The following is a 25,240-nucleotide window of genomic DNA, read 5'->3' as shown; positions in this document are numbered from 1 at the left end:
TAACTAATGATATAATGACCCCATATGAACGAGAGTCTGCCTCTAGTCTGATCGAAAAGTTGGAGGGACAAATGATGGAACAACGTAATCAAGAAATGCCAAGCATTCCTTTAAAAAAAAGATTACTCATGAAAATGTATAGTATTTGGGAGCATATTTACCATATTACGCATCGCGTCCAGCTGGAGGATGAACAGGATTTACTTATGTTTCGTACCATAACTTACAAAGGAAGCCCGCTTACTCTCAGTGATGGTACAGTCATCCGTAAAGGTGATCGGGTTCTCGAGCTCCATTTTAATAACGAGCTTCTTCTACATACAGCCTTACAAACGAAGAATACTGTACACATGATTACAACATTACTTCACATGATGAAAGCAACCTTTAATCGGATGCAGACCTATATTGCCATGCCTAAGTACCAAGAAGCCAAAGCGCTTTATGGTATTTCTCTATTTCATAGAGGAGCAAAGCAATTTGGTTTCGATGTCCTTGACCTTCCACAAGGTGGTAATACTGCTTTTCAGCGTTTCTATTTACGCATGCTTCTAGCGATCATGCACCCTGGTGGGCGAAATCGTTTAAAATCGCATGCCTCAATGCTCGCTCCGAAGGTACTTGCCGTTTCCATTGAGCGATTTAAGCAAAAGGATGAAGATCAGGTCTAAGTCTACGACTGGCACTTTTTGAAACCTATATCCCCCACCATTCAGAAAAGGCTAGGATAGAACTCAACTGAATTTTTTACAACAACTATTGCTCAAAAAACCACTGCCTATGGTGCTTGTTATGAGAAGCCCTTGCTCCAGACCATCTAAAAATTAGTTTGGCTGACTCTGCGATTTCGTTCTCGGCATGCAACCCATAGCAGTTTTAAACCCAAACGTTGGATTAAAATCACTTGAGATATCATTCAGATTGCTGTTGCAGTGGTACTCCTCTTCTCAGATGGACTCGTAGGCTCACACGGCGACCATTATTGTGACTTTTTCCTTTCATCCTATTGTTGTTCATTGTTTCACTAATGAAAGCTTTTAAACAAGAAAAGTCCAAAAGAAATAAGCGACAACATGAACACAACACTTACTTAGCCGGGGATTATTTCTCCGGCTTTCTTCATATGATTAGAATTTATCAGCTTTGGTTGTGGAGCTCTCTAAAGGAGATCTCATAAGCTTAGACTTTGATCTTCACCCCTTAAAATGGCCAAGCGAAGAACTGCCTTGAAAAGACACACTAAGGGTGCCAGCACTCAGCGCGCGGAGGCTTACCACTCCCCCGCGGAAAGCGAGCGGCCTGGAGCGGAAATCCGCACCGGCCTCATGACCAGAAATTTTATACTTTCTGATCTTTAAAAAAAACTGTTGCTTTTTTAACTGAATAATAGTAAAATTTTTAATTCCCCTTGCTGTTTTTGGTGCCGCTTTCTTTAAATGAAACACTGCTATCCATACATAAGATTGGAGGATTGAGAATGGACGAACACATTAAAGAAGAACGACGGCTTTTCGATGTCTTAAGGCAAATTGCCGAACAAAGCCAAAAGCTAGAGACAACAGAACGTTATGTCGGTGACGATATCACCGAGCAAGTGCTAGAGGAGATGAGAGAAAAAAACAGACAGCATTTAAAAACGGCTGAAAAAGAACCGTATTTTGCTCGCCTTGATTTCCAGGAAGATTTATCGCCTGAGATCGAACGCCTTTATATAGGGAAAGTTGGGATTGCTGATAGTAGCGGAGAGCCGCTTATTATCGATTGGCGTGCACCTATCTCAAGTCTATTTTATTCTTTTACCGGAGGCGATGAACCCGCCTATTATGAATCGCCGGAAGGCCTCATTGAAGGAACCGTCCATCTCAAGCGCAATATAGTCATCAGACAGCAACAGCTGCAACGTATTGTAGACGCTTATGTTAAAGGAAAGGCTGACCTTTCGGGAGTGGATGAATTTTTACTCCATCGGCTTTCTGAGCGAACAAGCTCAAGGCTTCAAGACATTGTTTCAACGATTCAAGCTGAACAAAATGCCATCATCCGTGCCCCTAAAAATAATGCCCTGATTATCCAAGGGGTTGCCGGGAGTGGAAAAACTACCATTGCCTTACATCGATTGGCTTATCTGATTTACGAGCATCAAGACCGCCTGCGTTCTGAACGCATGATTATTTTTGCTCCAAGTACCTTATTCCTTGATTATATTGCTGATGTCTTACCTGAGTTAGGTGTGGGCAACATCCAACAAACCACCTTCAACGATTGGGCAATACATCAGCTTGAAGAACCGGTCACCTTAGACCAGCAAACCGCTTTTAAAAGGAGTTGGCTTGAGACAACCTCAACTAGGGAGGCGATCGACTCCCTTCGCTATAAAGGCTCCCGTCAATTTAAGGAACAGCTGAAAAAGGCGCTGGACGCTTACGAAGCCCAAGCGATTCCTGAACGCCCTCTCATCCTTGGTGATGTCTTAACGCTTTCTATTGCAACACTTCAATCGTGGTTTAACACAGATTATAAGTCCTATCCCTTGCTCAAGCGAAAAGAACGGATGATGAATCGGATCAAAAATGAAATCGACAATGCGCTGAAGTCTTATGCTCCCAAAGAGAGGCAGGTACAAAAAAAGAAAGTCACTCAAACGCTTCGTACATATACTAAAAAACTTCTACCTCTATCTCCCGTAGCTTTTTACAAACAATTCATTAGCGCACATCCACAATTGGCGCAAAAGCAAAAAGAACAAACCTTAAAACATTTGGAACAGTCCAGCGTGCAGGCGGATGATCTACCATCATTGCTTATGATTCAACATACTTTTTACGGCATTGATAAAGGCCAAAAATTTCATCATGTAGTTGTTGATGAAGCCCAAGACTTTTCCCCGTTTCAAATCGATTTATTAAAGCAACTCACGCTTAATCAGTCTTTTACCATTCTTGGAGATTTATCTCAAGGCATACACGATTATAAAGGAATAGATCAATGGGAAGCCTTTAGCGATCTATTTGATCCGACACGAGTGAAATTATTCAAATTAGAAAAAAGCTATCGTTCCACCACAGAGATCATCGCTTTTGCCAACACCGTTTTAGCCAAAGCTTATCAGCCTGTATGTATGGCAGAACCCGTGTTTCGCAGTGGCGAAGCTGTAACGGTCATCTCTTGCTCATCAACTGAGCAGCTGAAGCACATCCAGCAAAAACTCATTTATCTGACCGAGAAAGGCTATCACAGCGTAGGGATTTTAACACGAACACAGCTTGAGGCTGAAGAGCTCCAGCGCCAACTTAAAAGCATCGGTGTGGACGGCGCCATGCTTACTGGTGAAGAGGATAATTATGATGGCGGGCTCTCTATCCTCCCTATGTATCTTTCAAAGGGATTAGAATTTGAGGCGGTGATTATCACTAACGCAAATGTGGAAAATTTTCCGACCGACGCTTTCCATTCTAAGCTGCTTTATGTGGGATGCACACGTGCCCTTCACAATCTTAGTGTACTTTATCAAGGTCAGCCCTCTTTATTGCTGCCTTAATTATTTTGAGGCGGAACAGAAGTATTCTGCTCATGGAGAAGCCGAACGCATTCACTATTTCGAAGCATGCGTTCGGCTTTTTGAGTGAGGCATGAAGCGCTCCGTCAAAACACTTCGCATTCCACAGGCCAGCCTCAGGCATGCAATCAGGGGTCCCCCAAAAGTGCGCTTTACTTTTGGGGGAGTGATGTGCTAGCTTCGATGGTGTCACATAGATGTGACGCATTTAGCCAAAGTGCCTTGAAAATTGTAAGATGCTTAGACCAAGAATCCCCTGTTCCTGCGTCTGCTAGACTTGCTTCGTTGTCAGCTTTCTCCGCACAACGCGTCGTTTATTCATGAAGTAACCCTCGCACCTGTCCTCGTAGGAGTCTCCACATTTTGACAAGACTTCCCGTTTCCTTAGCTCCCTTTAAGATCTTAACGCTCGGTATGAGGGTGATCTCTTCTCGTTTTGTCTCACCCTCTCCCCTTTTTCTCAGTTAAATATGCTGGTGTTTTAAATCATTCAGGAAATCACTCACCTGTTGATAGACTCTATCTGGGGCTTGAATGAAATGCTCAGACTGGGTGCGCTCCATCCAACACGCGCCAACTGTCAGAACACCTGCACTCTTGCCCGCCGCAATATCCGCGTCACTATCTCCAACATAAATCGTCTCTGCAGGTGTTGCATCACATAAATCGATCGCTTTTCTCAGCCCTTCTGAATTCGGTTTGGGTCGCGCCACATCATCTCCGGTAATCATCACATCAAAATAATGCTCGATCTGAAGGTATTCCAAAGAAATGTCGAGGCAACATCTCCCCTTTCCAGTAAAGATAGCCAGCTTAACCCCTTTCTTCTTTACATAATCAAGCAACGCAATGATATCTGGGTCTGCCTCCCCCTGTTGACTTTGGTATTGACGGTAATATGTATAAAGATCCCGTTCCGCCTGCGCCCAATCCTCTTCTGGCAACAAGTCATGAAGCATGCCTTCCTCCGTCGGCCCGAAAAGCGCCATCACTTCTTCAGCAGAAGCTGTCACTCCCTTATATGTCCTGAAAAGGTGTTGAAAAGTAGACACAATAATAGGCAATGTATTCGCAAGTGTACCGTCAAAATCAAAAACGATTGTTTTCATAACCCACCTCCACGGGATGCTTTCCAATGTTTATTTCAAAACGGCTTGGTCATACTAAATTATAGCATGATAACACGTTTTAAGGATGTTAATAACTTTGAAGCATATGAAGACACTAACCATTCTCAGCTTTTACCCCTTATTAGGCATTTTTTTTGTCTTACTTTATTTTCGATTGTTCAGCATTACCTATCTCATTTTATTATTTATGATATTTTATATGATTTTTGCTCCCTTTCTCATTCTATTATTTGATGAAATCGTGCATGATCCAGCCAAAGACAAGACATCAAAGGATGACAAGCCATGAAATGGTTCTCTAAAAGCCAACAAAGCATGAGAGAAAAGCAGCTAGAGAATATCTATACAATGCTCGAGGGTTCTGGAGATTATATTTCAAAAAAGCATCAATTAAAAAAGACAGCCATTTATTGTTCGTTCATCCGGACCATCGTGGATACTGATATGCTGCAGCGTGATATTCTAACGCCACTCATCCAACAGTCTGAGGGGACAACTCTTGAGGAATTGCGAACGAGTCTTCCGTTTGAAGAAGTGATCCTTACAGATGATGTCAATACAATAAAAGAAAAGGTATTGCAAGGCCACGTCCTTATTCAACTTGAAAAAAATAGCGAACAAGGCCTGTTATTAGACGTAAAGGCCAAAAATGATCGTCAGGTGTCCCCTCCAGAAGTTGAATACAACGTCTTAGGACCGAATGAAAGCTTTATTGAATCTCTTGATGTTAATATTTATCTATTGCGCAAGCGATTGCCACTGCCAAATTTCAAAATAAAAGAGGTCACGGTCGGTAAGTTAACAAAAACACGTACAGCCATTATTTATATAGACGGTCTTGCCAACGAAGAAAATGTGAATACAGTCATGCAGCGAGTAACCGCGATCGAATATGATCAAATTATTGACGTGTCTTTCATTTCGCAGATGATTGAGGATGACCATAATTCAGCCTTTCCACAACTCGTAGATACCGAAAGACCTGATCGTGTGGCCTCTTCTTTATCTGAGGGGAAAATTGCCATCCTAGTGGATGGTTCCCCTTTCGCTCTTATGGGCCCAACAACCATTGTGGAATTTTTTAGTGCCTTTGATGATTATACGCTCAATTGGTATATTGCCTCAGCCTTTCGACTTATCCGGCTGATGTCTGTGGCCTTTTCTGTATTGGCAACGCCCTTATATGTAGCCACATTGACCTTTCATTATCAATTGATTCCTAAAAACCTATTAGCCACCCTCATATCGTCACGGATGGGTATCCCCTTTCCGCCTTTGGCTGAAGCCTTCTTAATGGAATTTACCATTGAAGTCCTTCGTGAAGCCGGTGTTCGCCTGCCAACGAAGGTCGGTCAAACCATCGGTATTGTTGGAGGTATTGTCATCGGTACAGCTTCTGTACAAGCCAATTTAACAAGCAATGTCTTACTCATTCTTGTCGCCATGGCTGCGTTAGCATCGTTCACTACCCCTAACTATCGCATGAACAACACGGTGCGGCTAATTCGTTTCCCCTTCCTGCTGTTTGCTGGGTTATGGGGCATGTACGGCATCGCCTGTTGCTTTGCGATTGTCGTCGCACATTTGCTCAGATTAGAGTCATTAGGAAGACCTTATATTGAGCCGTTTTTTCCATTACGGATAAAGGATTTAAAGGATGCCTTTTTTCGATTGCCGTTTTCAAAACAGAAGCTCCGCCCAATGCTCCTGCGCCCTCAAGATCCTGGGCGCGTAAATACGCAGAGAGCAAGTAAAAAGCATGATATTGATGATTAAGGAGAGGAGAGAGAAATGGCCTTAGAAATCCAAGAGAATAGACAAGTATCTCCCTACGTTCTTTTCTTCATCATCTACGGGATACAAACAGGTATTGGCGTCATCAATTACCAACGCCCCATTACCAATAGCGCTGGGTATGATGCATGGCTCTCCATTCTCATCATGGGCTTTATCATTTTTGTGGTGATGTGGATGCTGACAAAGCTTCTTGAAGAGCATCAGGGGGATTTAATCACTATCCACCATCATTTATTTGGAAAATGGATAGGTGGCTTCCTATCCTTTCTCTTTTCCCTTTATTTTTTGACTATGTCCATCACGGTGCTTAATACATATGTCCTACTCGTCCAAGTATGGATGTTTCCACAAATGTCCTATTGGGAAATCGCTACGCTGCTTTCAATTGTAGCCTATGCTTATATTAGTGGGGGATTACGCTCCATTGCCGGCATTGCCTTTTTAAGTTCCATTTACTCTATTCCTTTAATATTAGCATTGATCGCCCCATTAAATTATGCACATTTTGATAATCTCCTGCCATTAGTCAATCATTCTGTTCCCGCCCTCATCAATGCAGGCAAACAGATGTCGCTTAACTATGAAGGGATATCAATACTATTACTAGTCTATCCATTTATAAAAAAAACGGAATCAAGAGATAATAGAAAGCAATGGGTTTTCTATGCCACATCCATGACGACGGTCGTATACCTTGTCGTGTATCTTGTTACCATTGTTTATTTTAATCCACAGGAATTGGATCAATATCTTTGGCCAACGATGTCTTTATGGAAAATTGTAGATCTCCCGTTTATGGAACGATTTGAATATATCGGTATCACCATATGGATCTTTGTTATCCTGCCGAATATCTGCTTAACATTGTGGGGGGCTTCGCGCATCATCAAGCGTTTATTTTCACTCAATCAACGCATCATTGTCGGCTGTCTTATCATCTTCATTGTGCTTTTTGGCTATCTATTAAGTAACCAAGTGGAATTAGACATTTGGAATAAATATCAATCTTTACTCGGATTAGGTGTGATGTTAATGTATCTTCCCTTCCTTTACTTCTATAATCTAGTCCATAGAAAAATGAGGAAAAGCCATGCAAAACAACGCTAAACGACTACTGATTGCACTCCTTCTTATAAGCCTATGCCTGACAGGCTGCGCTAAACCACGTATTGTCGATGATGTACATCTTGTTCAGGCGATCGGTTATGATTATTATAAAGAAAATTATTTATTAGGCACGATCACTTCACCTGTCTATTCACAATCAGCAGGTAGCGGGATTATGCCACCCAAATCCGATGTCATGTCTGTGGTCGTAAAAAAAGGAACAGAGGTGAATGCCGAGCTTGAATCTGAATCTGAATATCAGCTTGAACCCGGGAAATTACTTGTCAGCCTATATAGCAATGAAATCGCTGCTGACGGGCTTTTCCAATATGTCGATTTGCTCAAAAGAAATCCAGATATTGGTATCGTTACAAATTTAGCTATTACTGAAGGTTCTGCAAAGGAAATCCTTGAAGGCCAGTATGCCAGTGATCCTTTGATTTCCGAATATTTAAGCAACATGTTTAAAAAACATGCTACCAATAACTTTCCTGAAACCAATCTCCATACCTTTTTGTATCAATATGCTGGAAAAGGTATGGATCCCTTTCTCCCTCTCATAAAAAAGGAAAACGAACACGTTAAGATCATTGGTATCGCCTTGTTCAAAGGGGACAAATACATTGATTATGTCCCTTATTCCCAAGCCTTCGTCTTTAATATGCTGTATCAGAGCTTTAGCAAGGGCAACTATGCTGTCCCTTTGAATGCCTCTCAATATGTATCCATTGAGAACATTTCCTCAAAAGTGGATTATCAAGTCGAACCGCGTGGGAAAGATGGACGCCACCCCATCGTTAAGATTTCCGTTGAAGAAAATGGCTATGTCCGGGAATCTGCGTCTGTCCTTAAAGGCAAGCACAGCATCCCCAACCTGCAAAAAAGGCTGGCAAAGGAATTACAAAAGAACGGGATAACGCTTATTAAAAACTTTAAAAATCTTCGTACCGATCCTCTCCAGATTGGTTCTCATGTGCGTAGCTTCCAAAGGCATTGGTCTGAAGCTGCCTGGATGGACTATTATCCACATGCTGACATTCGCTTAAAAGTCAAAGTTAAGCTTAAGCATGAAGGCATTACCAATTAAAACGGGTATCCGCCCTTTTTTCTTTTTTTAGAATGATTGACTTCCCATTCCCTACCCCTGTCATATGATATAGTGAATTAAGTTTAAAGGAGTGATACATGTGGCATACGGACCATGGAGTTATGGAGCAAATGCAGCATACGGAGCAAATGCAGCATACGGTGGAGGTTACAGCTGTGGATGTGGTGGTGGATACGCCGGAGGCGGCTACGGCTTTGCCTTAATCGTTGTCCTCTTCATTCTCCTCATCATTGTAGGAACCGCCTACGTTTGGTAAAAAACTATAAACTTTAGTCGACGCTCTCCATCACCTTATGGAGAGCGTTAAATCCATGATTTTTTTACGTTTTTTAGGATATTTATACGCGTTACTAACCATAATAAATTTATACACATTAACAAACGTTCGGATTGATCCATTCAATTTACATATTAAGCATCTTTACCGGATATATGCTGGCAAAGGACTGTTAAAATGAAAAAGTTTGAACGCCTCCTCTGGTCGATTGCCTTCCCAGGATTCGGCCAACTACTTAACCGTCACTATATTAAAGGAATTATATTCATACTATTGGAAGTCCTCATCAATACCAATGGACACTTTAATATGACTATTGCCTATAGCTTTCAAGGGAAGATCATGCATGCTTTTGAGGAAGCCCAAATTGACTGGCTGATGTTCTACCCTTGTGTCTATTTTTTTTCTATGTGGGACGCGTACAAGCACTCTGGCGATCCTGTATCAAACTACACGGCCTTACCCTTTGTATTTACGGCTTTCAGTGTAACTCTAGGTGTCATTTATTCTCCCATGGTCACTCTGTTGAATAAACAGCCTGGACCTGTTTTCTTCCCCATATTATGCGTTCTACCAGGTGTTTTTGTTGGGCTACTCTTGAAATGGCTCTTAATAAAACTAAAGAAGACAATATAAGAATGAAGGTCACTTGACGCGTTCCTTCATTCTTTTTAACTCTTTTCATTTTGAAAAAAGAATATTAATAGGCGCTGTCGGACAGACTACTTTTTTGTAAAGAAGAGCAAATACATAGGAGAGGTGAAGAGCCATTCCACCTATACCCTTTAAATGAGAGACAGGACATAGAGTATAGAGTGGGAGGATGTTGCATGAAAAAATGGTTAATGATGATCGCATTAAGTACAAGTGTCATAGGGCCAGGCGCGAAAAGCTTTGCATATACAGCCCATTCCGGTGATACGCTATCAACAATTGCCCAAGCCCATCACATGACAGTACATCAAGTGCTAGCAATGAATCCACAAATAACCGATCCAAATGCTATTTCTATTGGACAGGCGATTCATCTCGAAAAAATGACGGTGTCTGCAGAGGATCGAAAACTTTTGGCTCAACTTATCCATGCTGAGGCTGGTGGCGAGCCGTTTAGAGGAAAAGTAAAAGTTGCCCAAGTTGTCCTTAATAGAGTTAAAAGCCCGCAATTCCCTAATTCTATAAGAAATGTCATTATGCAAAAGGGACAATTTTCTCCTGTAGCCAATGGTTCTATTCAAAATACGCCAAGTGCTTCTGATTATATGGCTGCGGACACAGCTCTTAATGAAGAAAATAACGGAGACGGATCACTCTATTTCTTTAATCCTGAAATTGCTGCAGATAGCCAGTGGTTTTCTAGCCTAGAAACCACAACCGTCATCGGCCACCATGTGTTTAAAAAATAAAGTCAAAGCCTCCCTAACTGACGAAGGTTCTCTCTATTCTTGAGAGCCTTCTAGGTTAGGAATCAGATTCAAAAAATTTATACGCTTTAAAAGATTATGGTATAGTGTGGTTATGGAAAAAGAATGGATAAAACCCGTTAAAAGAATATCGCTTAGAGATCAAATTTATGCAGCATTGAAACAATCCATTGTTCATCTCGATTTAAAGCCAGGACAACGATTAAATGATCAATTGTTGGCCAAAAAATTTGATGTCAGCCGCACACCTGTTCGTGAAGCACTTAAACGCCTTGAAGATGAAGGCTTGGTTGAAACCTTTCCAGGCGCAGTGACACGGGTTACGGCTATTAATGAGAAGGGAGCGATACAATTACTGCAAGTGGTCGGTACCCTCCATGTGTTAGCACTTAAGCTTGCTTTCACTCATCTTAACTCCGAGGCTTTAAATCAGCTGTCTCAGCACAATGAACACTTACACAATAGTTTAAGCAAACGCCTACCAGAAGCCGCGATTGCAGCGGACACACAATTCCACAATGTTATTTTGCAAGCTGCAGATAATCCAGAAATTCAAATTGCTTTAGAACGGATGACACCGAAAATCCGTCGCTTAGAACTCATAAAATTTAAGTCCATTCATAGTGTAATCTCTGTCCAACAGCACGCCTCAATCATACAAGCCATAAAAAATGAGGATCTAGACCAAGCCCTTCAACTTATGGAAGACAATTGGTCGACTCTAGGAACGCTCCTTCTGGATCAGGAATAAGCAGCAAAAGAGAGCCATCACGGCCCCCTTTTTGCTACTTATTTACTCTTCTTCTTTGCTTAAGCGTTGTTTTGGCCCGGCGATTGGCAGTAATAGGGTAAACGTTGTCCCAGTATCACCTGTAGTAAATGCTAATTTTCCATCATGATTTTCAATAATTTTATGACAAATACTTAACCCGAGCCCTGTACCATCTGCCTTCGTTGAATGAAAGGGTTCACCCATATGCGCTAAGATTTCCTTTGGAATACCTTCACCTTGGTCACTGATGGCTACCTTAATATCATCTGCTTGTCTTGAAATGCGAATGGTGATATGGCCACCTGAAGGCATTGCCTCCATTGCGTTTTTTAAAAGATTAAGAAAGACTTGCTTGATTTGATTTTCATCACAGATTAGAGGTGGAAGATGAGATAAGTATGACGTAAATATACTAATGTTATGATTCATAGACTGTATTTCAATCAGTTGTAATACATGGTTGAAGAGGGATGACACTTTTACAGGTGATAATGTTAATTTTTTTGGTTTCCCTAAAATAAGCAACTCGCTAAGGATAGCTTCCATCCGATCAATTTCATCATTGACGACACGGAGGTAACCTTTTTGCTCTTCACTCACATGATCATTAATTAATTGAAGAAATCCCTTGATAGATGTTAAGGGATTTCTTACTTCGTGAGCAATGCCCGTTGCCATTTTAGCTGAAAGGTAGCCTTTATCAGATTCTGTTATCTTTTTATCAGAGGTTTTGAACCTCGTTATATCTTGGATCTGAAATAGAATCTTTTGACTAAATAGTGGCAATACATCAATGTGATACCACTTAGTGTTAGAACCCTCCTGCTTCACCTTATAATCTTGGCTGGTTCCTTTTTGCATGTGATGCATAAGCTCCATACTCAAATGCTCTTCAATGCCGATATGTACGAGTAAGTCAACCATATTTTTATTAGAGATCTCTTTATCATCTTGCTGGAGTATGTTTAAAATCCCAGAATTATAAATCATGACATGGCCTTCGCGGTCCAGTACCGCCATACCGATGAACGTCTCTTCAAATACCCATTTGTATAGCTCTTCGTGCAAAGACTTATCTATCATCGTAAACCTCCATGAAGAGACCCACTCCCCTGTTACCACTCTACTCACTATTTTTTGTAATTTTCTAAGCTTATTTCACTTTAATTGTATGTGTCCCCCTATGAATAGTCAACCAATTTTTACAATATTGGCAAACAAAGTTAAAACCGCTCTTTTGCTTTTCCTTTTTTATAACCCCCATTTAAGCTATACTTTAAGAGTAGACACGTGTTCGATTGGAAGGAGTTAACTATGAAATCTTTAGTTTTAGCAGAAAAGCCGAGTGTCGCTCGGGAAATTGCCCGAGTCCTCGGCTGTAACCATAAACAGAAAAGCTATCTTGAGGGACAACACTATGTTATTACATGGGCACTTGGACACCTTATTGAGCTTAAAATGCCTGAAGACTACGATAAAGCGTATCAAACCTGGAGGATGGAAGACCTCCCTATTTTGCCTAAACAAATGGGGTTAAAGGTTATTGCGAAAACACGTTCCCAATTCAGGGCTATTGAACAATTAGCAAAACGCAAGGATATTAAAGAACTGATTATCGCAACAGACGCTGGTCGAGAAGGTGAACTTGTTGCCCGTTGGATTATCGAAAAAATTCACTGGAAAAAACCGATCCAGCGCTTATGGATTTCCTCCCAAACGGATGGAGCCATTCGTACGGGCTTTAAACAGCTTAAGCCCAGCCAAAATTATGATAAACTCTATGCCTCTGCAGTTTGTCGAGCTGAAGCTGATTGGATGATTGGCTTAAATGTGACACGTGCTCTGACGACAAAGTATAACGACCCCCTTTCAGCAGGACGCGTTCAAACGCCTACTCTTGCTATGATCCTAGAGCAAGAACAGCATATCCAACAGTTCAAACCGAAAGAATATTGGCAAATTCAAGCAACCATCGGTCCATTAAAAGCCCAGTGGGAAAATCAGGGAGAAAAGCGCCTTTTCAATGAAGAAAAGGCTCAAAAGCTTTTAGCACTCATTAAAGATCAAAAAGGGAGAATAACTTCCATTATCAAAAAAGAGAAGCACGATACACAGCCGCTCCCTTATGATCTGACTGAACTACAACAAGATGCTAACAAGCGTTTTGGCTTCTCAGCGAAACGCACGCTCAATCTTTTACAAACGCTCTATGAACGTTATAAACTGGTCACCTATCCTCGTACGGATTCACGTTATCTGACACAAGATATGAAGACAACAATGCTTGATCGCTTAAAAGGTATCGCCTCTGCCTACAAAACAGAAGCAGCTCCTGCTATAAAAACCAAGGGTAAAGTGTTGGCGAATAAAGTCTTTAATGATAGCAAAGTCACCGATCACCACGCTATCATTCCAACGGAAGAAACATTATTTATTAATGACTTGGCAGGCGATGAACGTAAGATTTACGACTTAATCGTTCGGCGATTTTTAGCGCTGTTTTATCCAGCTTATCGCTATGAAACTGTCCAGACTACCTTTGATATTGAAGGCGAGACTTTTGTCTCCCGCGATACCTTCGTCATTGATCTCGGATTTAAAAAAGTGACAGGCAAAACCAGTGATTCAGCAAAACAGCCAGCCGTAACCTTATCTAAAGGAAGCGTGTTCCCTGTCAAAGGGGCCCAAGTGGAAAAAAAGCTCACCGAGCCGCCTCAGCGCCTCAGCGAAGCTGATCTCTTAGCAAGGATGGAAAAATACGGTTTGGGAACGCCTGCTACACGCGCAGACATCATCGAAAAATTGCTTCAATCCCAATCGATTGATCGTCAAAACGGTCGTCTCTTTCCAACGCCAAAAGGCAAGCAGCTTATTGATCTGGTTAATAATGACCTTAAATCGCCTGAGCTGACTGCACAATGGGAAAAGCAATTAGAAGACATCGCCCGTGGCCATGGCAATCCAGAAACATTCAAGAAAAATATTCGCAAAAAGGCTGAATTTCTTGTATCAGAGATCAAACAAAGTGACCAATCCTATAAAGCCCATAACATCACAGGCTCCAAATGCCCTGAATGCGGTTCTTTTCTCAAGGAGATCAAAGGAAAAGATGGCAAAATACTCGTCTGTTCTAACCATGAATGCCATTATAGAAGACGAAAGGATCCCAAGCTCTCTCAACGCCGCTGCCCACAGTGCCATAAACGAATGGAAATCCATAACGGGAAGGCTGGTCTTTATTTTCAATGTAAACACTGCAACCTCGTCGAAAAAGCCGAAAATAAAAAGAAAAAAATGTCAAAGCGTGAAGAACGTCAGCTTTTAAATAAGTACAGTCAAAAAGAAGAAGTTTTTAATAATCCACTTGCCGATGCTCTAAAATCCGCCTTTAAAGAGCAAAAGGATTAAAAAGGCTATCCGTAAAGCGTTCCACTTTTAGATTCTGGTGTTAGAACAAAAGACCTAAGCAAAATAACAAAAAGAGAACAAATCCGGGCTGCAAGTTTCCGAATCCAGATGTGAGCGTAACAAAAGGCTGGGTTAAAATAACAAATTCTGTCTCAAAGAAACAAAAGATGTAGGCTTTTTAACAAATACCATCAGTTTATCCCTAGAAAGTAGCAACGAAAAGTTATACCTGCTTATTATTTAGAAAACTGGGCTTGCACCACTCCGCTGGTACTCCTGATGTGATTTTTGCCAATCACACACTTAGGTTGTCGCCAAGCTTTAATGGCGAAAGCCAAAGTGACACTTATACTCTCTTCCTTTGGAGCGTCAGCGAAATTATAAATTCTGATAGTATAAGAAAATCGACTCAAATTCCACAGAATTCGAGTCGATTTTTATCGTATTATGGGGCCACATTATAGCCCCACATTCCGGCGTCTTATCGTTTTGACAGGAAATTTCTCTAGTGAGGCTGAGACAGAAGTCTTCAGCTCATAGAGAATCCGAACGCATTCACCATTTTGAAGACACGCGTTCGGATTTTTAAGTGAGTGATGTTAGCTCCTTTAAAATCTTAGCGTTCGGTATGAGGGGGATCTCTTTTCGTTTTGTCCCACCCTCCGTGACTTAATTAATGCACAGCTTTTCTCGTCCAATTGATCAACCCACCATTTATAACGATGTCAATTTGTCGTGGTGAGAGGGCATGTTGGACAGGAATGTCGATGTTCTTCTCTTTCAACTTTATGACCAAGTCGCTGCCCTTCTTTAATTGATCATGGAGGTTGGCCAAAATGAGGATGTCTCCTCGATCAATTTTTCGATACTCCTCTTCATTCTTAAAGGTTAACGGTAACACACCAAAATTCACGAGATTTTGCCAATGAATGCGGGCAAAATCTTTAACAATGACCGCCCTTAATCCGAGATATCTTGGCGCAAGAGCTGCATGTTCTCGACTTGACCCCTGTCCATAGTTGCTGCCACCAACAATCGCACTGCCTACATCCCGCGTTTTCATCGCATGGGTATAGTATTCATCGTCGATGATCTCAAAAGCAAATTTACTAATTTCCGGCAAATTACTTCGGAAGGGCAACACTTTACCCCCACCGGCTAGAATTTCATCTGTAGATATATTGTCGCCAACCTTTAATAACACTTCAATTTCTAAATGATCTGGTAAGGCATTCATTTCTGGAATTGAAGCAATATTGGGCCCTTTTACAAGCGCAACGCTTTTTGCCTGCTCTTCAGGAAGTGGCGCAATAAAGACTTCTTTATTCATTTCAGGCTGGGGGGCTTTAATGTGGGGATAGTCCATCCCTAACGTGCGCGGATCTGTGATCTTACCCGCTAATGCTGATGCCGCAGCCGTTTCAGGACTGCATAAAAAGACGCTATCCTCTCGTGTTCCTGAACGTCCAGGAAAATTTCTGGGGGTTGTCCTTAGGCTATTTCGTCCTGAAGCAGGGGCTTGCCCCATGCCAATACAGCCATTACACCCTGCTTGATGAATGCGACCCCCGGCATGAATTAAAGGAGATAAATATCCTTCTTTAGTCAATTGTTCTAACACGTCTCTGGAGGAAGGGTTAATATCGAAGGAGACCCCTTCAGCCACTTGCTTGCCTTCAACCATTTTGGACACAATGGCAAAATCGCGGAATCCTGGATTGGCTGAAGAACCAACATAAGCCTGATAAATCGGCTCCCCTGCCGCCTCGCGGACGGTCACTACATTCCCAGGACTTGTTGGCCGAGCAATAAGTGGCTCGAGCTCCGAGAGATTGATCTCATCCATATGATCATAAGTGGCATCCTCGTCAGCTATGATTTCCACCCAGTCCCCTTCCCTATTTCTCTCTTTTAAAAAACGTTTGATTTCTTGGTCGGAAGGAAAAACAGTCGTTGTCGCCCCAAGCTCAGCACCCATATTGGCAATGACATGACGATCCATTGCTGAGAGATGCTTAAGTCCTGGACCATAATATTCGATAATGCGACCAAAACCACCACGCACGCCATGGCGTCTTAACATTTCTAAAATAACATCCTTGGCACTGACCCAGTCGGGAAGCTGCCCTGTCAGCTTAATGCCCCAGATTTCAGGCATTTTGACATAGAAAGGTTCCCCTGCCATCGCCATCGCCACTTCTAAGCCACCTGCACCGATGGACAGCATGCCCATCGAGCCATTCGCACATGTATGACTATCTGAGCCTAACAATGTTTTGCCTGGCTTACTAAAATAATGCATATGGGTGGGGTGGCTCACACCATTCCCCGGTTTACTATACCAAATACCAAATCGCTCACAGGCGCTTTGCAAAAATAAATGATCATCCGGATTTTTAAAATCGACCTGCAGCATATTATGATCAACGTATTGTACGGACGTTTCTGTTTTTACCCTGTCTAACTGCATCGCCTCTAATTCCAACATGACCATTGTCCCTGTTGCATCTTGGGTCAAGGTCTGATCGATCTTAATGGAAATTTCTTCACCAGGAGCCATTTGTCCTGTTACTAAATGCTCTTTAATGAGCTTCTGTGCCACGTTTAATCCCATCGGAATTGCGTCCCACCTTTCCTTTCGTGCGTTCCCTCATTCAAAATTTTGTTGCTCTATGACATTCTGGGCCTGACTAATTTGTGCCTTGTAAGCATCCAATGCTTCATTTTCAAGCTCTGTTTCGCTTAGGGTCGCTTGAAGTGTTTGCTCAGCTAAATACAATTGTCTCTGCGCTTCATAAAACTGTTGTGGATTTTGGCTATTTTGTGCTTGCTGTAAGGATTGCAAGGCTTCAGCTACTCGATTTTTCAGTTTTTGTTGTGGATCCACCATTATCATGCGCCTCCTTCATCGTCGATTTAGTTTTTTTATTCTTTCCACGCTTTATACATTTATTTCAAAGTATTTCAACTTAAAGACGATACAAATAAGGCCAGAACACTGCAATCATTTTATGTTAAAATTAATTCTACATGTTTCTACAAAAATCATTCTCATGCCCATTGAGTTATGGCAAACTAGAATTAAAGCTGATGAGGTACTATTAAGAGGAAGGATGTTACACTATGCTTTGCCCTCATTGCGAAGCGCCTTGCAAACAGGACGCCCGCTTCTGCCCCTCCTGTGGGCACAGGCTTCACTATAATGAAGTATCAACCAGAAACGTTGCAAAAAAAGCCCGCCTATGGTGGTGCATTCCCCTTTTCATCTTTTTACTTCTAACTGGTGCATTACTCGGCATCATCCTGGCGGAAGAAAAGCGAACCGAAGCTGCGATTCACGCGTTTAAAAAGGGGGAGCATTTGGCAAATAAAGGGAAATATCAACAAGCGCAGCAATTGTTTACCGAGGCTTTAAACAAACGCCAAAACTTTCCCACGGCCATTTTGGATAAAACAGTTGTCACTTTAGCATTAGCAATCAATAAAGATCTTACTAAGATAGACCAATACAATAAAGCCCAGCATTACGAAGAAGCCCTTGCCCAAATCGATCAATCTGAAAATAAGCTGGAGAGTTATGACGGTCAAGTGATTCAAAACCTGAAAAAAAGGCTGTCAACTCAGCGTGTCAATACTATGGTTACGCAATTAAGACAACAAATGAAAAATAAGCAAACCATCGATGCTCTGGCTCCTATCTTGCAAAAGGCAGAGGATCTAAATGTTCCAGAAGCCAAGAAAATTGCTGACGAGGTCCGATCACAAATCGTTGAAATCGCCTATAATAAGGCAAGTAATCTATTAAAAGATAACCAATTTTCAGAAGCATTAAAGGCCGTAACGGATGGCTTAAGCTACGATAAGGACAATAAAAAGTTACTCAAGCTACAAACAACAATCAAGAACGCAGAAAACGCCTTTGCCGATGCGGAGCAACAAAGATTAGAAAAAGCATTGGCTGCCGCTGAAAAAGAGCGCCAGCACAATAAAAATGATGCCGTTCAGCTCGTCAAAGTCCATACAAAGCTTAATGACTATGGCGATGTCGTCGTCAGTGGAACCATAAAAAGCGATGCAACTGTACCCATTTCGATGGTCGAAGTAGCTTATACACTAACAGATAAAAACGGTAAAGAAGTCACAAAGAACAAAGTATACGCAACACCTGATAAACTGTACCCAGGAGACACTGGACATTTCGACTATACACATATGATGGAAAATAAAGCCTTAAAAGTGGCAGTCACAGGATTCACTTGGTATGTCGATAATTAGGAGAGAAAATCGTGAAGAATAAACATTTGATACTATCGAGTTGCTGCGCTCTTGTTTTACTCTTACTAGGCGGCTTGGCATATCACTTCATCACTAAGCATTACAGCCATTACCATGTTGGAAGCGTATCTAGCATTGTTAAACTGAGCAATAAGCAAACCACCGCCCAAGCCACAAAAAAAATAACACTTAAGACGATCATTCATGATAGTCAAAAAGCCGTGGTACAAATTCAAGTAAAAAACAGTGATAGTGAAACCATAGGTTCTGGATTCCTATACGATTCACGCGGAGATATCATTACAAACGCACATGTGGTATCAGGCGCTAAAACCGTCACGGTAAAAACCTCTGATGCTAAAACCTATGAAGGAAAAGTCATCGGTATCGGCCAAACCACGGATGTGGCTGTCGTTCGCGTCGACAAGATGACCGATATTCCCCCTTTGGAATTAGAGGCAAAGGGGAATGTCCAAGTTGGCGACGATATCATTGCCTTGGGAAGCCCATTAGGTCTTCAAAATACGGTTACACCAGGGATTATAAGTGGAACTAATCGTGATTTCACAATTGACCCATTTAAATATCATCATGTCTATCAAATTTCTGCACCGATTACTCATGGCAATAGCGGTGGCCCCTTAATCGATGAAAAGACCGGGAAAGTGATTGCAATTAACTCTGCCGGTATGGAGGAAGGTAATATTGCTTTTAGTATTCCCATTAAAAGTGTTCTTGATCAAGTCACCGACTGGTCAGAACATCCACAAACCATTAATGGGATTAATGGCAGTATGACTCAAAATGCAACACAGCAGGAAACTGGCGACACACTTAAAAGTGACGCCGAATATCTTATCAAATATTTTTACGAGGACCTCAGTACACATGATTATGTGTCCGCTTATGCACTTTTAGGGAGTGATTGGCAAAAAAGAGTCGCTTACGATACGTTTCGTGAAGGCTATTTGTCCACCATGAAAATCACTGTGGATAATGTCACAGGCTCACTGTCAACAGACGGTAAACAGGTAACAGTCATTGCCAAGATTACCGCCCAAGAATTGAGTAATAATGGGGAAACAACCGATGCTAAGTATCAAGTCACCTATACGGTCGGCTACGAAAATGATGAATTAAAAATCAAAACGGGTAAAGGCAAGGCCCTATAACTTTCAAATGATATCTGATTTTCCGACTAACGAGGTCCTCATACTACAATACCGGAAAGGAACACATTCCCATGTGTTCTTTTCTTATGCCTTGACATACTAACATTACCCAATAAAGAAAACTTGGCATCCACCCAACTTCAGGTGGTGAGAGGCCAAAGCCTGAACTTATACTGTCTTCCTTGAGTCACACCAGCAAAATTTTTAAATGCCGATAGTATAAAAATTATATAAGGGTGATGAATGTGCAATTAAACAAATTAAAACTGAGCGTGCTTTCGTTTGGTTTGCTTATAAGTTTATCCTTAACAGGCTGTAACAATAATGGCAATAAAAATATGGGTGAATCCGAGCTGCAAAACAGTGTCAAACCCCAACAAACGAATCAAGTTGTTTATACCAAGCATGGACGGATTTCTGGACAAGCGATGACCTATCGAGTCAAAAAATATTATCGCTTTTATAGTAACGGAACGGAATATTCTCAAGGTCCCTCTTACACTAACCGTCCTCAGGGGTCAAATGCACCATACGCTCAACAGCAGCAACAGAAACCATCCGCTCAGGCTCCTACTAATAATGCCACCAATCAAAATAACCAGAGCAATGTCAGCAGTGATACAGCCATCCAACAGGTGGTCGATCTAGTCAACACCGAACGCAAGAAAAATGGACTTCCAGCTTTAAAAGTAGATTCTTCTTTGACAAAAATGGCGGATGCCAAAGCTAAGGATATGCTTAACAATCATTATTTTTCCCATACGAGTCCAACTTATGGTTCCCCGTTTGACATGATGAAAGCATTTGGGATTAGTTACAAGAATGCGGGTGAAAATATTGCCCAAGGACAAACAAATGCTCAGAACGTTATGAAGGACTGGATGAATAGTTCAGGTCACCGTGCCAACATTTTAAATAAAGACTATACCTTTATCGGTGTTGGCCACACAGGATCACAAAATTATTGGGTGCAAGAATTTATTAAAAAATAAACCATAAAAAGGATGTCCTAAACGTGAGTTGCTTTCAGGACATCCTTTTTCGTCTTGCTCCTTTATGCGTTACTTTTTTTCTGCTTCATTATAATCATCATCCCAAAGTAAGGATGACCCAATTTTTTCTATGAGCGCCTTGCTATTGATTCTTCTCTTTTTACGATTTTCTGCGCGTTCTGGCGCAGTCTCATGAAGATATCTTTCAACCTCATTGGTGGGCATAACTTTCGGAACTTCTGTTGGCTGGCCATCATCCCCTATAGCAACAAACGTGAGGAACGAGGTGGCACACACAATTCTCTCCCCAGTAAACAAGTTTTCTGCTAGGACTCTTACAAAAATCTCCATTGAGGTTTTATGCGTCCAAGTGACAAACGCTTCTAAACATACCTCATCATCGACTTTGATCGGCTTTATAAAGTCAATAGAATCTGTTGACGCTGTTACTGCATTGCACCGAGAATGCTTCCGAGCACACAAGGCAGCAACGTCGTCTATATAGGCCATTAATTTCCCACCAAAAAGTGTCCCATGATTATTCGTATCTGGTGGCAGAACATGGCTCGATTTAAACACCCGCGATTGACTTACCGTCTTTGTTTCTTTATTCATGCTTGATCACTCCATACCAAATAATCTCTCTATGATTAAGTTTCCCATCTATCATAACGCTCTTCTTCTACATTTGCATTTCATCGTTCTTGCTGAATAAACCATCTTACTTTTCTGAAAGTAATCATCACTCTAGAACCTTAAGTAGATTTAGTGCTATTATAATAGTAAGAGGAAAAGGAGTGCACTATGAAAAAGATAGGAAGAAATGACCCCTGTCCATGTGGCAGCGGTAAAAAGTATAAAAAATGTTGTATGAACAAATTAGAATCCGTTGAAAAGGAACAAGAAAAAATACTGTTCCAAGAGTATGAGCGCGTCCTCGTCGATATCTTTAATTATGCCCAAACCAAATATGAGGATGAATTATCACAACCTCTTAATGACTTTTTTCAAACCATCAATGTGGATGATAAGTTTGTCGAGGATCAAACCATCTTTTTAATAATTTGGCAGCTCTTTAACCAACCTGTTGGACCAAAACAACAGCCTGTATTCAGCTATTATTTAGACAAATATAAATCAACGCAGACAAGACCCTCTGCTATTCAAATGGTTGAAAGCTGGAAACATACCACCCACTCTGTCTATAGAGTAAAGGACATTCATACTGATCAACATTATGCTGTATTAGAAGATGTTTGGACAAAGCAAACCTTTAAAACTCTAACTCAAGAAAAACAGTTTAATCCCGCTTACCTTATCATTGGTCAATTGATTGACATTGGACCAATCAAAGAGCTTTTTGGTGGGTACTACGAATTAGAGGAATATACAGATTCTGATCTAACTAACATTCAAAGCCAATACTTCCCAAGCGGGAAACCTGAAGATGTTCAGAAGGCTTTCAGAGAGCAATTCCCACAGATCCTACATACCCTAGTAACAAAGGATGCACAAGAAGATTCCCCGGAAAGCTTCTATAAAGCCTTCGTGGAGTCTGGCGTCGGTGCCATATTTATAGAGAAGTGTGGCGCTCTCATTGAAGAAAAGGTGAAGGAAACAGTTCTTAACATTTGGCAGGCATTTAATGAGAAGGAAGTGCATATCGTCAGAAGACCAAATCTTTATGCTGCTGCTTTGGAATATTTAGCCGCCAATCTGTCGGAACAGTATGCCATTACGCAAGCGGAATTGAGTAGAAAGTATGACGTGTCTGCTTCTTCCATTTCACAAAAATATCGTGATATCAAAGCCTTTTCAGAAACAATGATCATGGCTTAGAGCAACGAATTAGACCCCCATGGAGACAAGCCACCATGGGGGTTATTTGAGATATTTGGTTTGCGTAACTTTCCCGACAATACCTGCTTAAAAAGCCCATAACCCATTTCTGAAAACAGGCTCCTCTTCACCATCCGCCGTAATCCCATCAATATCAAGCTGCCCTGATCCAATCATAAAGTCCACATGTGTCAGACTTTTGTTCACACCATGAGCATCCAGTTCTTCCCGGGACATATTCACCCCGTTTTCAAGACATTTCGGATAGGCCTTGCCAATGGCCAGATGACATGAAGCATTTTCATCATACAGTGTATTAAAGAAAATCAAGCCTGATTGTGAAATGGGTGAATCATTTGGGACAAGAGCGACCTCGCCTAAATAATGCGAGCCTTCATCCGTTTCGACCAAGCGCTTTAAGGTTTCATAGCCCTTTTCCGCACTGAAATCAACAATTCGACCGTCTTTAAATGTGAGCGATAGCTTCTCAATTAATGTGCCACTGTAATTTAAAGGCATTGTGCTTGTCACCGTTCCATTAACACCCGTTTTAAGCGGCAATGTAAAGACCTCTTCTGTCGGGATGTTCGGAAAGAAACTGATGCCCTTAGCATTCTCAGCTGCACCTCCAGCCCACTGATACCCTTTAGGAAATTCAATCGTGAGATCTGTTCCTGGCGCTGTGTAATGGAGCTTATGATATTTTTTGGCATTCAAATAGTTTAGCTTTTCATCCAAGGTTTCTTGATGGTCCTTCCATGCCTGAATGGGATCCTCGCGATCCGCGCGGGTCATTTCGAACAAGGTCTCCCAAAGCTTTTGTACAGCAGCTTCTGTTTCAAGATTTGGAAAAAGCTTAACCGCCCATTCTTCTGAAGGAATGGCAAGGATAGACCAACTGACCTTATCTGCCATTCGATAATCCCTATACGTTTCCAATGCCTCTGATGCCGTTTTATTATTTTCTGCTATTTTTTCTGGATCGATGTCATTCAGAAGGTCAAGGTTTGGCGTTCTCAAGTCAAGAAAGGCGGCCCCTCTTTTTGCTAATTTTTCAAGTCCTTCCGCTTCCCATTCCGGATAGCTTTGAAATACTTCATCTGGTGCATATGTATAACGTGTAAGTGTCAAATCATCATCCATCCAACGAAAATGGACCTCTTTAGCCCCTGCCTGGTAAGCCTTTTTAGTGACCACTCGCACAAAATCAATCGCATGGATGGGAGCATTAATGACCAACTCCTGCCCTTTTTGAATATTGATGCCCACCTTAACAGCAAGCTCTGCATAATGCTCTAAGTTTTCTTTAAATGAACCCATAAAAAAATCCCTCCAATGCTTTCTAGTTTACCACGATCAGCCAACCATTAATAATAAATCGTCCTTTAAATTTTAGCATGAATAAAAATGTCCGGTTTGATTTAAATTAAAATTTAGACAGCTTGCTTTTTTATTGACAAGCCTTTCTTTGTTCATTATAGTAAAACCACACTATTCGACTGGGAATTATATGTTTTGAATGTTCTCATTTGAATAGTAAATTCAACCAGATTGTTTTGGAGGTACATCATGCGTAAATATTTAGGTTTGGTTAGCATCCTATTAGCCCTTCTTCTCGTCATCGTTGGATGCGGGAATAATAGTAGTAATAATGCTGACAAAAACAATTCAAAAAAACAAACTTTGCTTCAGCAAATCAAAGATAGAGGCACGATTAAAATTGGTACTGAGGGGACCTATGCACCGTTTACTTATCACGACAAGAACGGCAAGCTTACTGGATTTGATGTCGACATTGCTAAAGAAGTAGCTAAAAGGTTAGGTGTCAAAGCTGACTTTGTTGAAACGAAGTGGGACGGAATGATTGCAGGTTTGGACGCTAAACGGTTTGACGCTGTATTTAACGAGGTCGCGGCTACACCTGAACGTAAAGAAAAATATGATTTCAGTTCCCCGTATATCGTTTCAAAAGCAGCCCTTATAGTCAGAAAAGATAACAACACAATTAAAAATTTCTCTGATTTAAAAGGGAAGAAATCCGGTCAATCCATGACGAGTAACCTGTCAAAAATCGCCAAGGAAAATGGCGCTCAAATCGTCTCAGTAGATGGCTTTAATCAAGCGATTGATTTATTAAAGTCCGGACGCATTGACGCAACGGTTAACGACAGTCTTTCTTTCTTAGATTTGAAAAAACAGCAGCCGAATATCCCTTTAAAGGTTGTGGCTGAAGAGAATAGTGGCTCAGCTAGCTCAGCAATGATGCGCAAAGGAAATAAAGATTTGGTAAAAGCTGTTAACAAGGCCTTGACTGACATGAAAAAGGATGGTACTTATCTCAAAATCTCGAAAAAATACTTCAATGAAGATGTCTCAAAATAGGATT

At 41.4% G+C, this 25,240-nt stretch carries 21 protein-coding genes and 2 pseudogenes; 17 read left to right on the top strand and 6 right to left on the bottom strand.

Going from position 1 to position 25,240, the window contains the following annotated elements:
• Positions 1-71 precede the first annotated feature (71 nt).
• Together IEW82_RS04205 and IEW82_RS04200 are read left to right on the top strand one after the other, a co-directional pair.
• Entirely contained in the window at positions 72-671 is a 600-nt protein-coding gene (locus IEW82_RS04205) for a YkoP family protein (protein ID WP_188689643.1), read from the top strand.
• An 806-nt stretch (positions 672-1,477) separates the two neighbouring features.
• Complete coding sequence (locus tag IEW82_RS04200; RefSeq protein WP_188689640.1) at positions 1,478-3,538, top strand: HelD family protein; 2,061 nt, start codon at positions 1,478-1,480, stop codon at positions 3,536-3,538.
• A gap of 482 nt (positions 3,539-4,020) precedes the next feature.
• On the opposite strand, the gene IEW82_RS04195 is transcribed toward IEW82_RS04200, so the two are convergent.
• The gene (locus IEW82_RS04195; RefSeq protein WP_188689638.1) at positions 4,021-4,665 is read right to left on the bottom strand and encodes an HAD family hydrolase; all 645 of its coding nucleotides are present in this window, start codon (positions 4,663-4,665) and stop codon (positions 4,021-4,023) included.
• Positions 4,666-4,762: 97 nt separating this feature from the next.
• Between IEW82_RS04195 and IEW82_RS04190 the strand changes: the two genes are divergently transcribed.
• The 8 genes and pseudogenes from IEW82_RS04190 (at position 4,763) to IEW82_RS04155 (ending at position 11,147) form a co-directional block, all read left to right on the top strand.
• Positions 4,763-4,975 carry a hypothetical protein gene (locus IEW82_RS04190; RefSeq protein ID WP_188689635.1) on the top strand — a complete coding sequence of 71 codons (213 nt, stop codon included), beginning with the start codon at positions 4,763-4,765 and terminating at the stop codon, positions 4,973-4,975.
• Positions 4,972-6,462: a spore germination protein gene (locus IEW82_RS04185; protein ID WP_188689632.1), complete on the top strand. Its 1,491-nt coding sequence runs from the start codon at positions 4,972-4,974 to the stop codon at positions 6,460-6,462. The genes IEW82_RS04190 and IEW82_RS04185 overlap by 4 nt, the downstream gene beginning before the upstream one ends.
• 15 nt (positions 6,463-6,477) lie before the next feature.
• Positions 6,478-7,590, top strand: a complete 1,113-nt coding sequence (locus IEW82_RS04180) for a GerAB/ArcD/ProY family transporter (RefSeq protein ID WP_188689629.1) — start codon at positions 6,478-6,480, stop codon at positions 7,588-7,590.
• On the top strand, positions 7,574-8,677 hold the full coding sequence (locus IEW82_RS04175) for a Ger(x)C family spore germination protein (protein WP_188689626.1): 1,104 nt from the start codon (positions 7,574-7,576) through the stop codon (positions 8,675-8,677). Before IEW82_RS04180 ends, IEW82_RS04175 begins: the two co-directional genes overlap by 17 nt.
• Before the next feature lie 202 nt (positions 8,678-8,879).
• Positions 8,880-8,954: pseudogene (locus tag IEW82_RS20385) on the top strand (YjcZ family sporulation protein); the annotation flags it as partial.
• Between the two features lie 198 nt (positions 8,955-9,152).
• Positions 9,153-9,611 carry a hypothetical protein gene (locus IEW82_RS04165; RefSeq protein WP_188689621.1) on the top strand — a complete coding sequence of 153 codons (459 nt, stop codon included), beginning with the start codon at positions 9,153-9,155 and terminating at the stop codon, positions 9,609-9,611.
• A 194-nt stretch (positions 9,612-9,805) separates the two neighbouring features.
• Positions 9,806-10,378 (top strand): cell wall hydrolase, encoded by a 573-nt coding sequence (locus tag IEW82_RS04160; RefSeq protein WP_188689618.1) that lies wholly within the window; start codon positions 9,806-9,808, stop codon positions 10,376-10,378.
• Between the two features lie 112 nt (positions 10,379-10,490).
• On the top strand, positions 10,491-11,147 hold the full coding sequence (locus tag IEW82_RS04155) for a GntR family transcriptional regulator (RefSeq protein ID WP_188689615.1): 657 nt from the start codon (positions 10,491-10,493) through the stop codon (positions 11,145-11,147).
• Positions 11,148-11,189: 42 nt separating this feature from the next.
• On the opposite strand, the gene IEW82_RS04150 is transcribed toward IEW82_RS04155, so the two are convergent.
• Positions 11,190-12,251, bottom strand: coding sequence for a two-component system sensor histidine kinase NtrB (locus IEW82_RS04150; protein ID WP_188689612.1), 1,062 nt, complete (start codon positions 12,249-12,251; stop codon positions 11,190-11,192).
• Positions 12,252-12,482: 231 nt separating this feature from the next.
• Between IEW82_RS04150 and IEW82_RS04145 the strand changes: the two genes are divergently transcribed.
• A complete protein-coding gene (locus IEW82_RS04145; protein WP_188689609.1) occupies positions 12,483-14,576 on the top strand; it encodes a DNA topoisomerase III in 2,094 nt (697 codons plus the stop codon).
• 673 nt (positions 14,577-15,249) lie between these two features.
• Here the strand turns inward: IEW82_RS04145 and IEW82_RS04140 are convergent.
• Positions 15,250-17,190 carry an aconitate hydratase gene (locus IEW82_RS04140; protein ID WP_188689607.1) on the bottom strand — a complete coding sequence of 647 codons (1,941 nt, stop codon included), beginning with the start codon at positions 17,188-17,190 and terminating at the stop codon, positions 15,250-15,252.
• A gap of 36 nt (positions 17,191-17,226) precedes the next feature.
• Positions 17,227-17,466 carry a hypothetical protein gene (locus IEW82_RS04135; RefSeq protein WP_188689604.1) on the bottom strand — a complete coding sequence of 80 codons (240 nt, stop codon included), beginning with the start codon at positions 17,464-17,466 and terminating at the stop codon, positions 17,227-17,229.
• A gap of 233 nt (positions 17,467-17,699) precedes the next feature.
• Between IEW82_RS04135 and IEW82_RS20380 the strand changes: the two are divergent.
• From IEW82_RS20380 to IEW82_RS04120, 4 genes and pseudogenes are all read left to right on the top strand, one after another.
• Positions 17,700-17,765: pseudogene (locus IEW82_RS20380) on the top strand (zinc-ribbon domain-containing protein); the annotation flags it as partial.
• A 171-nt stretch (positions 17,766-17,936) separates the two neighbouring features.
• On the top strand, positions 17,937-18,851 hold the full coding sequence (locus IEW82_RS04130) for an FxLYD domain-containing protein (RefSeq protein ID WP_188689601.1): 915 nt from the start codon (positions 17,937-17,939) through the stop codon (positions 18,849-18,851).
• A gap of 11 nt (positions 18,852-18,862) precedes the next feature.
• Positions 18,863-20,023 (top strand): S1C family serine protease, encoded by a 1,161-nt coding sequence (locus IEW82_RS04125; protein WP_229672293.1) that lies wholly within the window; start codon positions 18,863-18,865, stop codon positions 20,021-20,023.
• Positions 20,024-20,268: 245 nt separating this feature from the next.
• Complete coding sequence (locus tag IEW82_RS04120) at positions 20,269-21,015, top strand: CAP domain-containing protein (protein ID WP_229672267.1); 747 nt, start codon at positions 20,269-20,271, stop codon at positions 21,013-21,015.
• A gap of 69 nt (positions 21,016-21,084) precedes the next feature.
• Here the strand turns inward: IEW82_RS04120 and IEW82_RS04115 are convergent, their stop codons facing one another.
• Positions 21,085-21,630 (bottom strand): acyl-CoA thioesterase, encoded by a 546-nt coding sequence (locus IEW82_RS04115; RefSeq protein WP_188689593.1) that lies wholly within the window; start codon positions 21,628-21,630, stop codon positions 21,085-21,087.
• A 189-nt stretch (positions 21,631-21,819) separates the two neighbouring features.
• On the opposite strand from IEW82_RS04115, the gene IEW82_RS04110 reads away from it, so the two are divergent.
• Entirely contained in the window at positions 21,820-22,854 is a 1,035-nt protein-coding gene (locus IEW82_RS04110; RefSeq protein ID WP_188689591.1) for a YecA family protein, read from the top strand.
• 87 nt (positions 22,855-22,941) lie between these two features.
• Here the strand turns inward: IEW82_RS04110 and IEW82_RS04105 are convergent, their stop codons facing one another.
• Positions 22,942-24,174 carry an aminopeptidase gene (locus IEW82_RS04105; protein ID WP_188689588.1) on the bottom strand — a complete coding sequence of 411 codons (1,233 nt, stop codon included), beginning with the start codon at positions 24,172-24,174 and terminating at the stop codon, positions 22,942-22,944.
• A 249-nt stretch (positions 24,175-24,423) separates the two neighbouring features.
• Between IEW82_RS04105 and IEW82_RS04100 the strand changes: the two genes are divergently transcribed.
• The gene (locus IEW82_RS04100; RefSeq protein WP_188689585.1) at positions 24,424-25,236 is read left to right on the top strand and encodes an amino acid ABC transporter substrate-binding protein; all 813 of its coding nucleotides are present in this window, start codon (positions 24,424-24,426) and stop codon (positions 25,234-25,236) included.
• Positions 25,237-25,240 lie beyond the last annotated feature (4 nt).

This window comes from Pullulanibacillus camelliae, assembly GCF_014642655.1.
Lineage (GTDB): Bacteria > Bacillota > Bacilli > Bacillales > Sporolactobacillaceae > Pullulanibacillus > Pullulanibacillus camelliae.
This window is presented reverse-complemented; position numbering and strand designations above follow the sequence as displayed.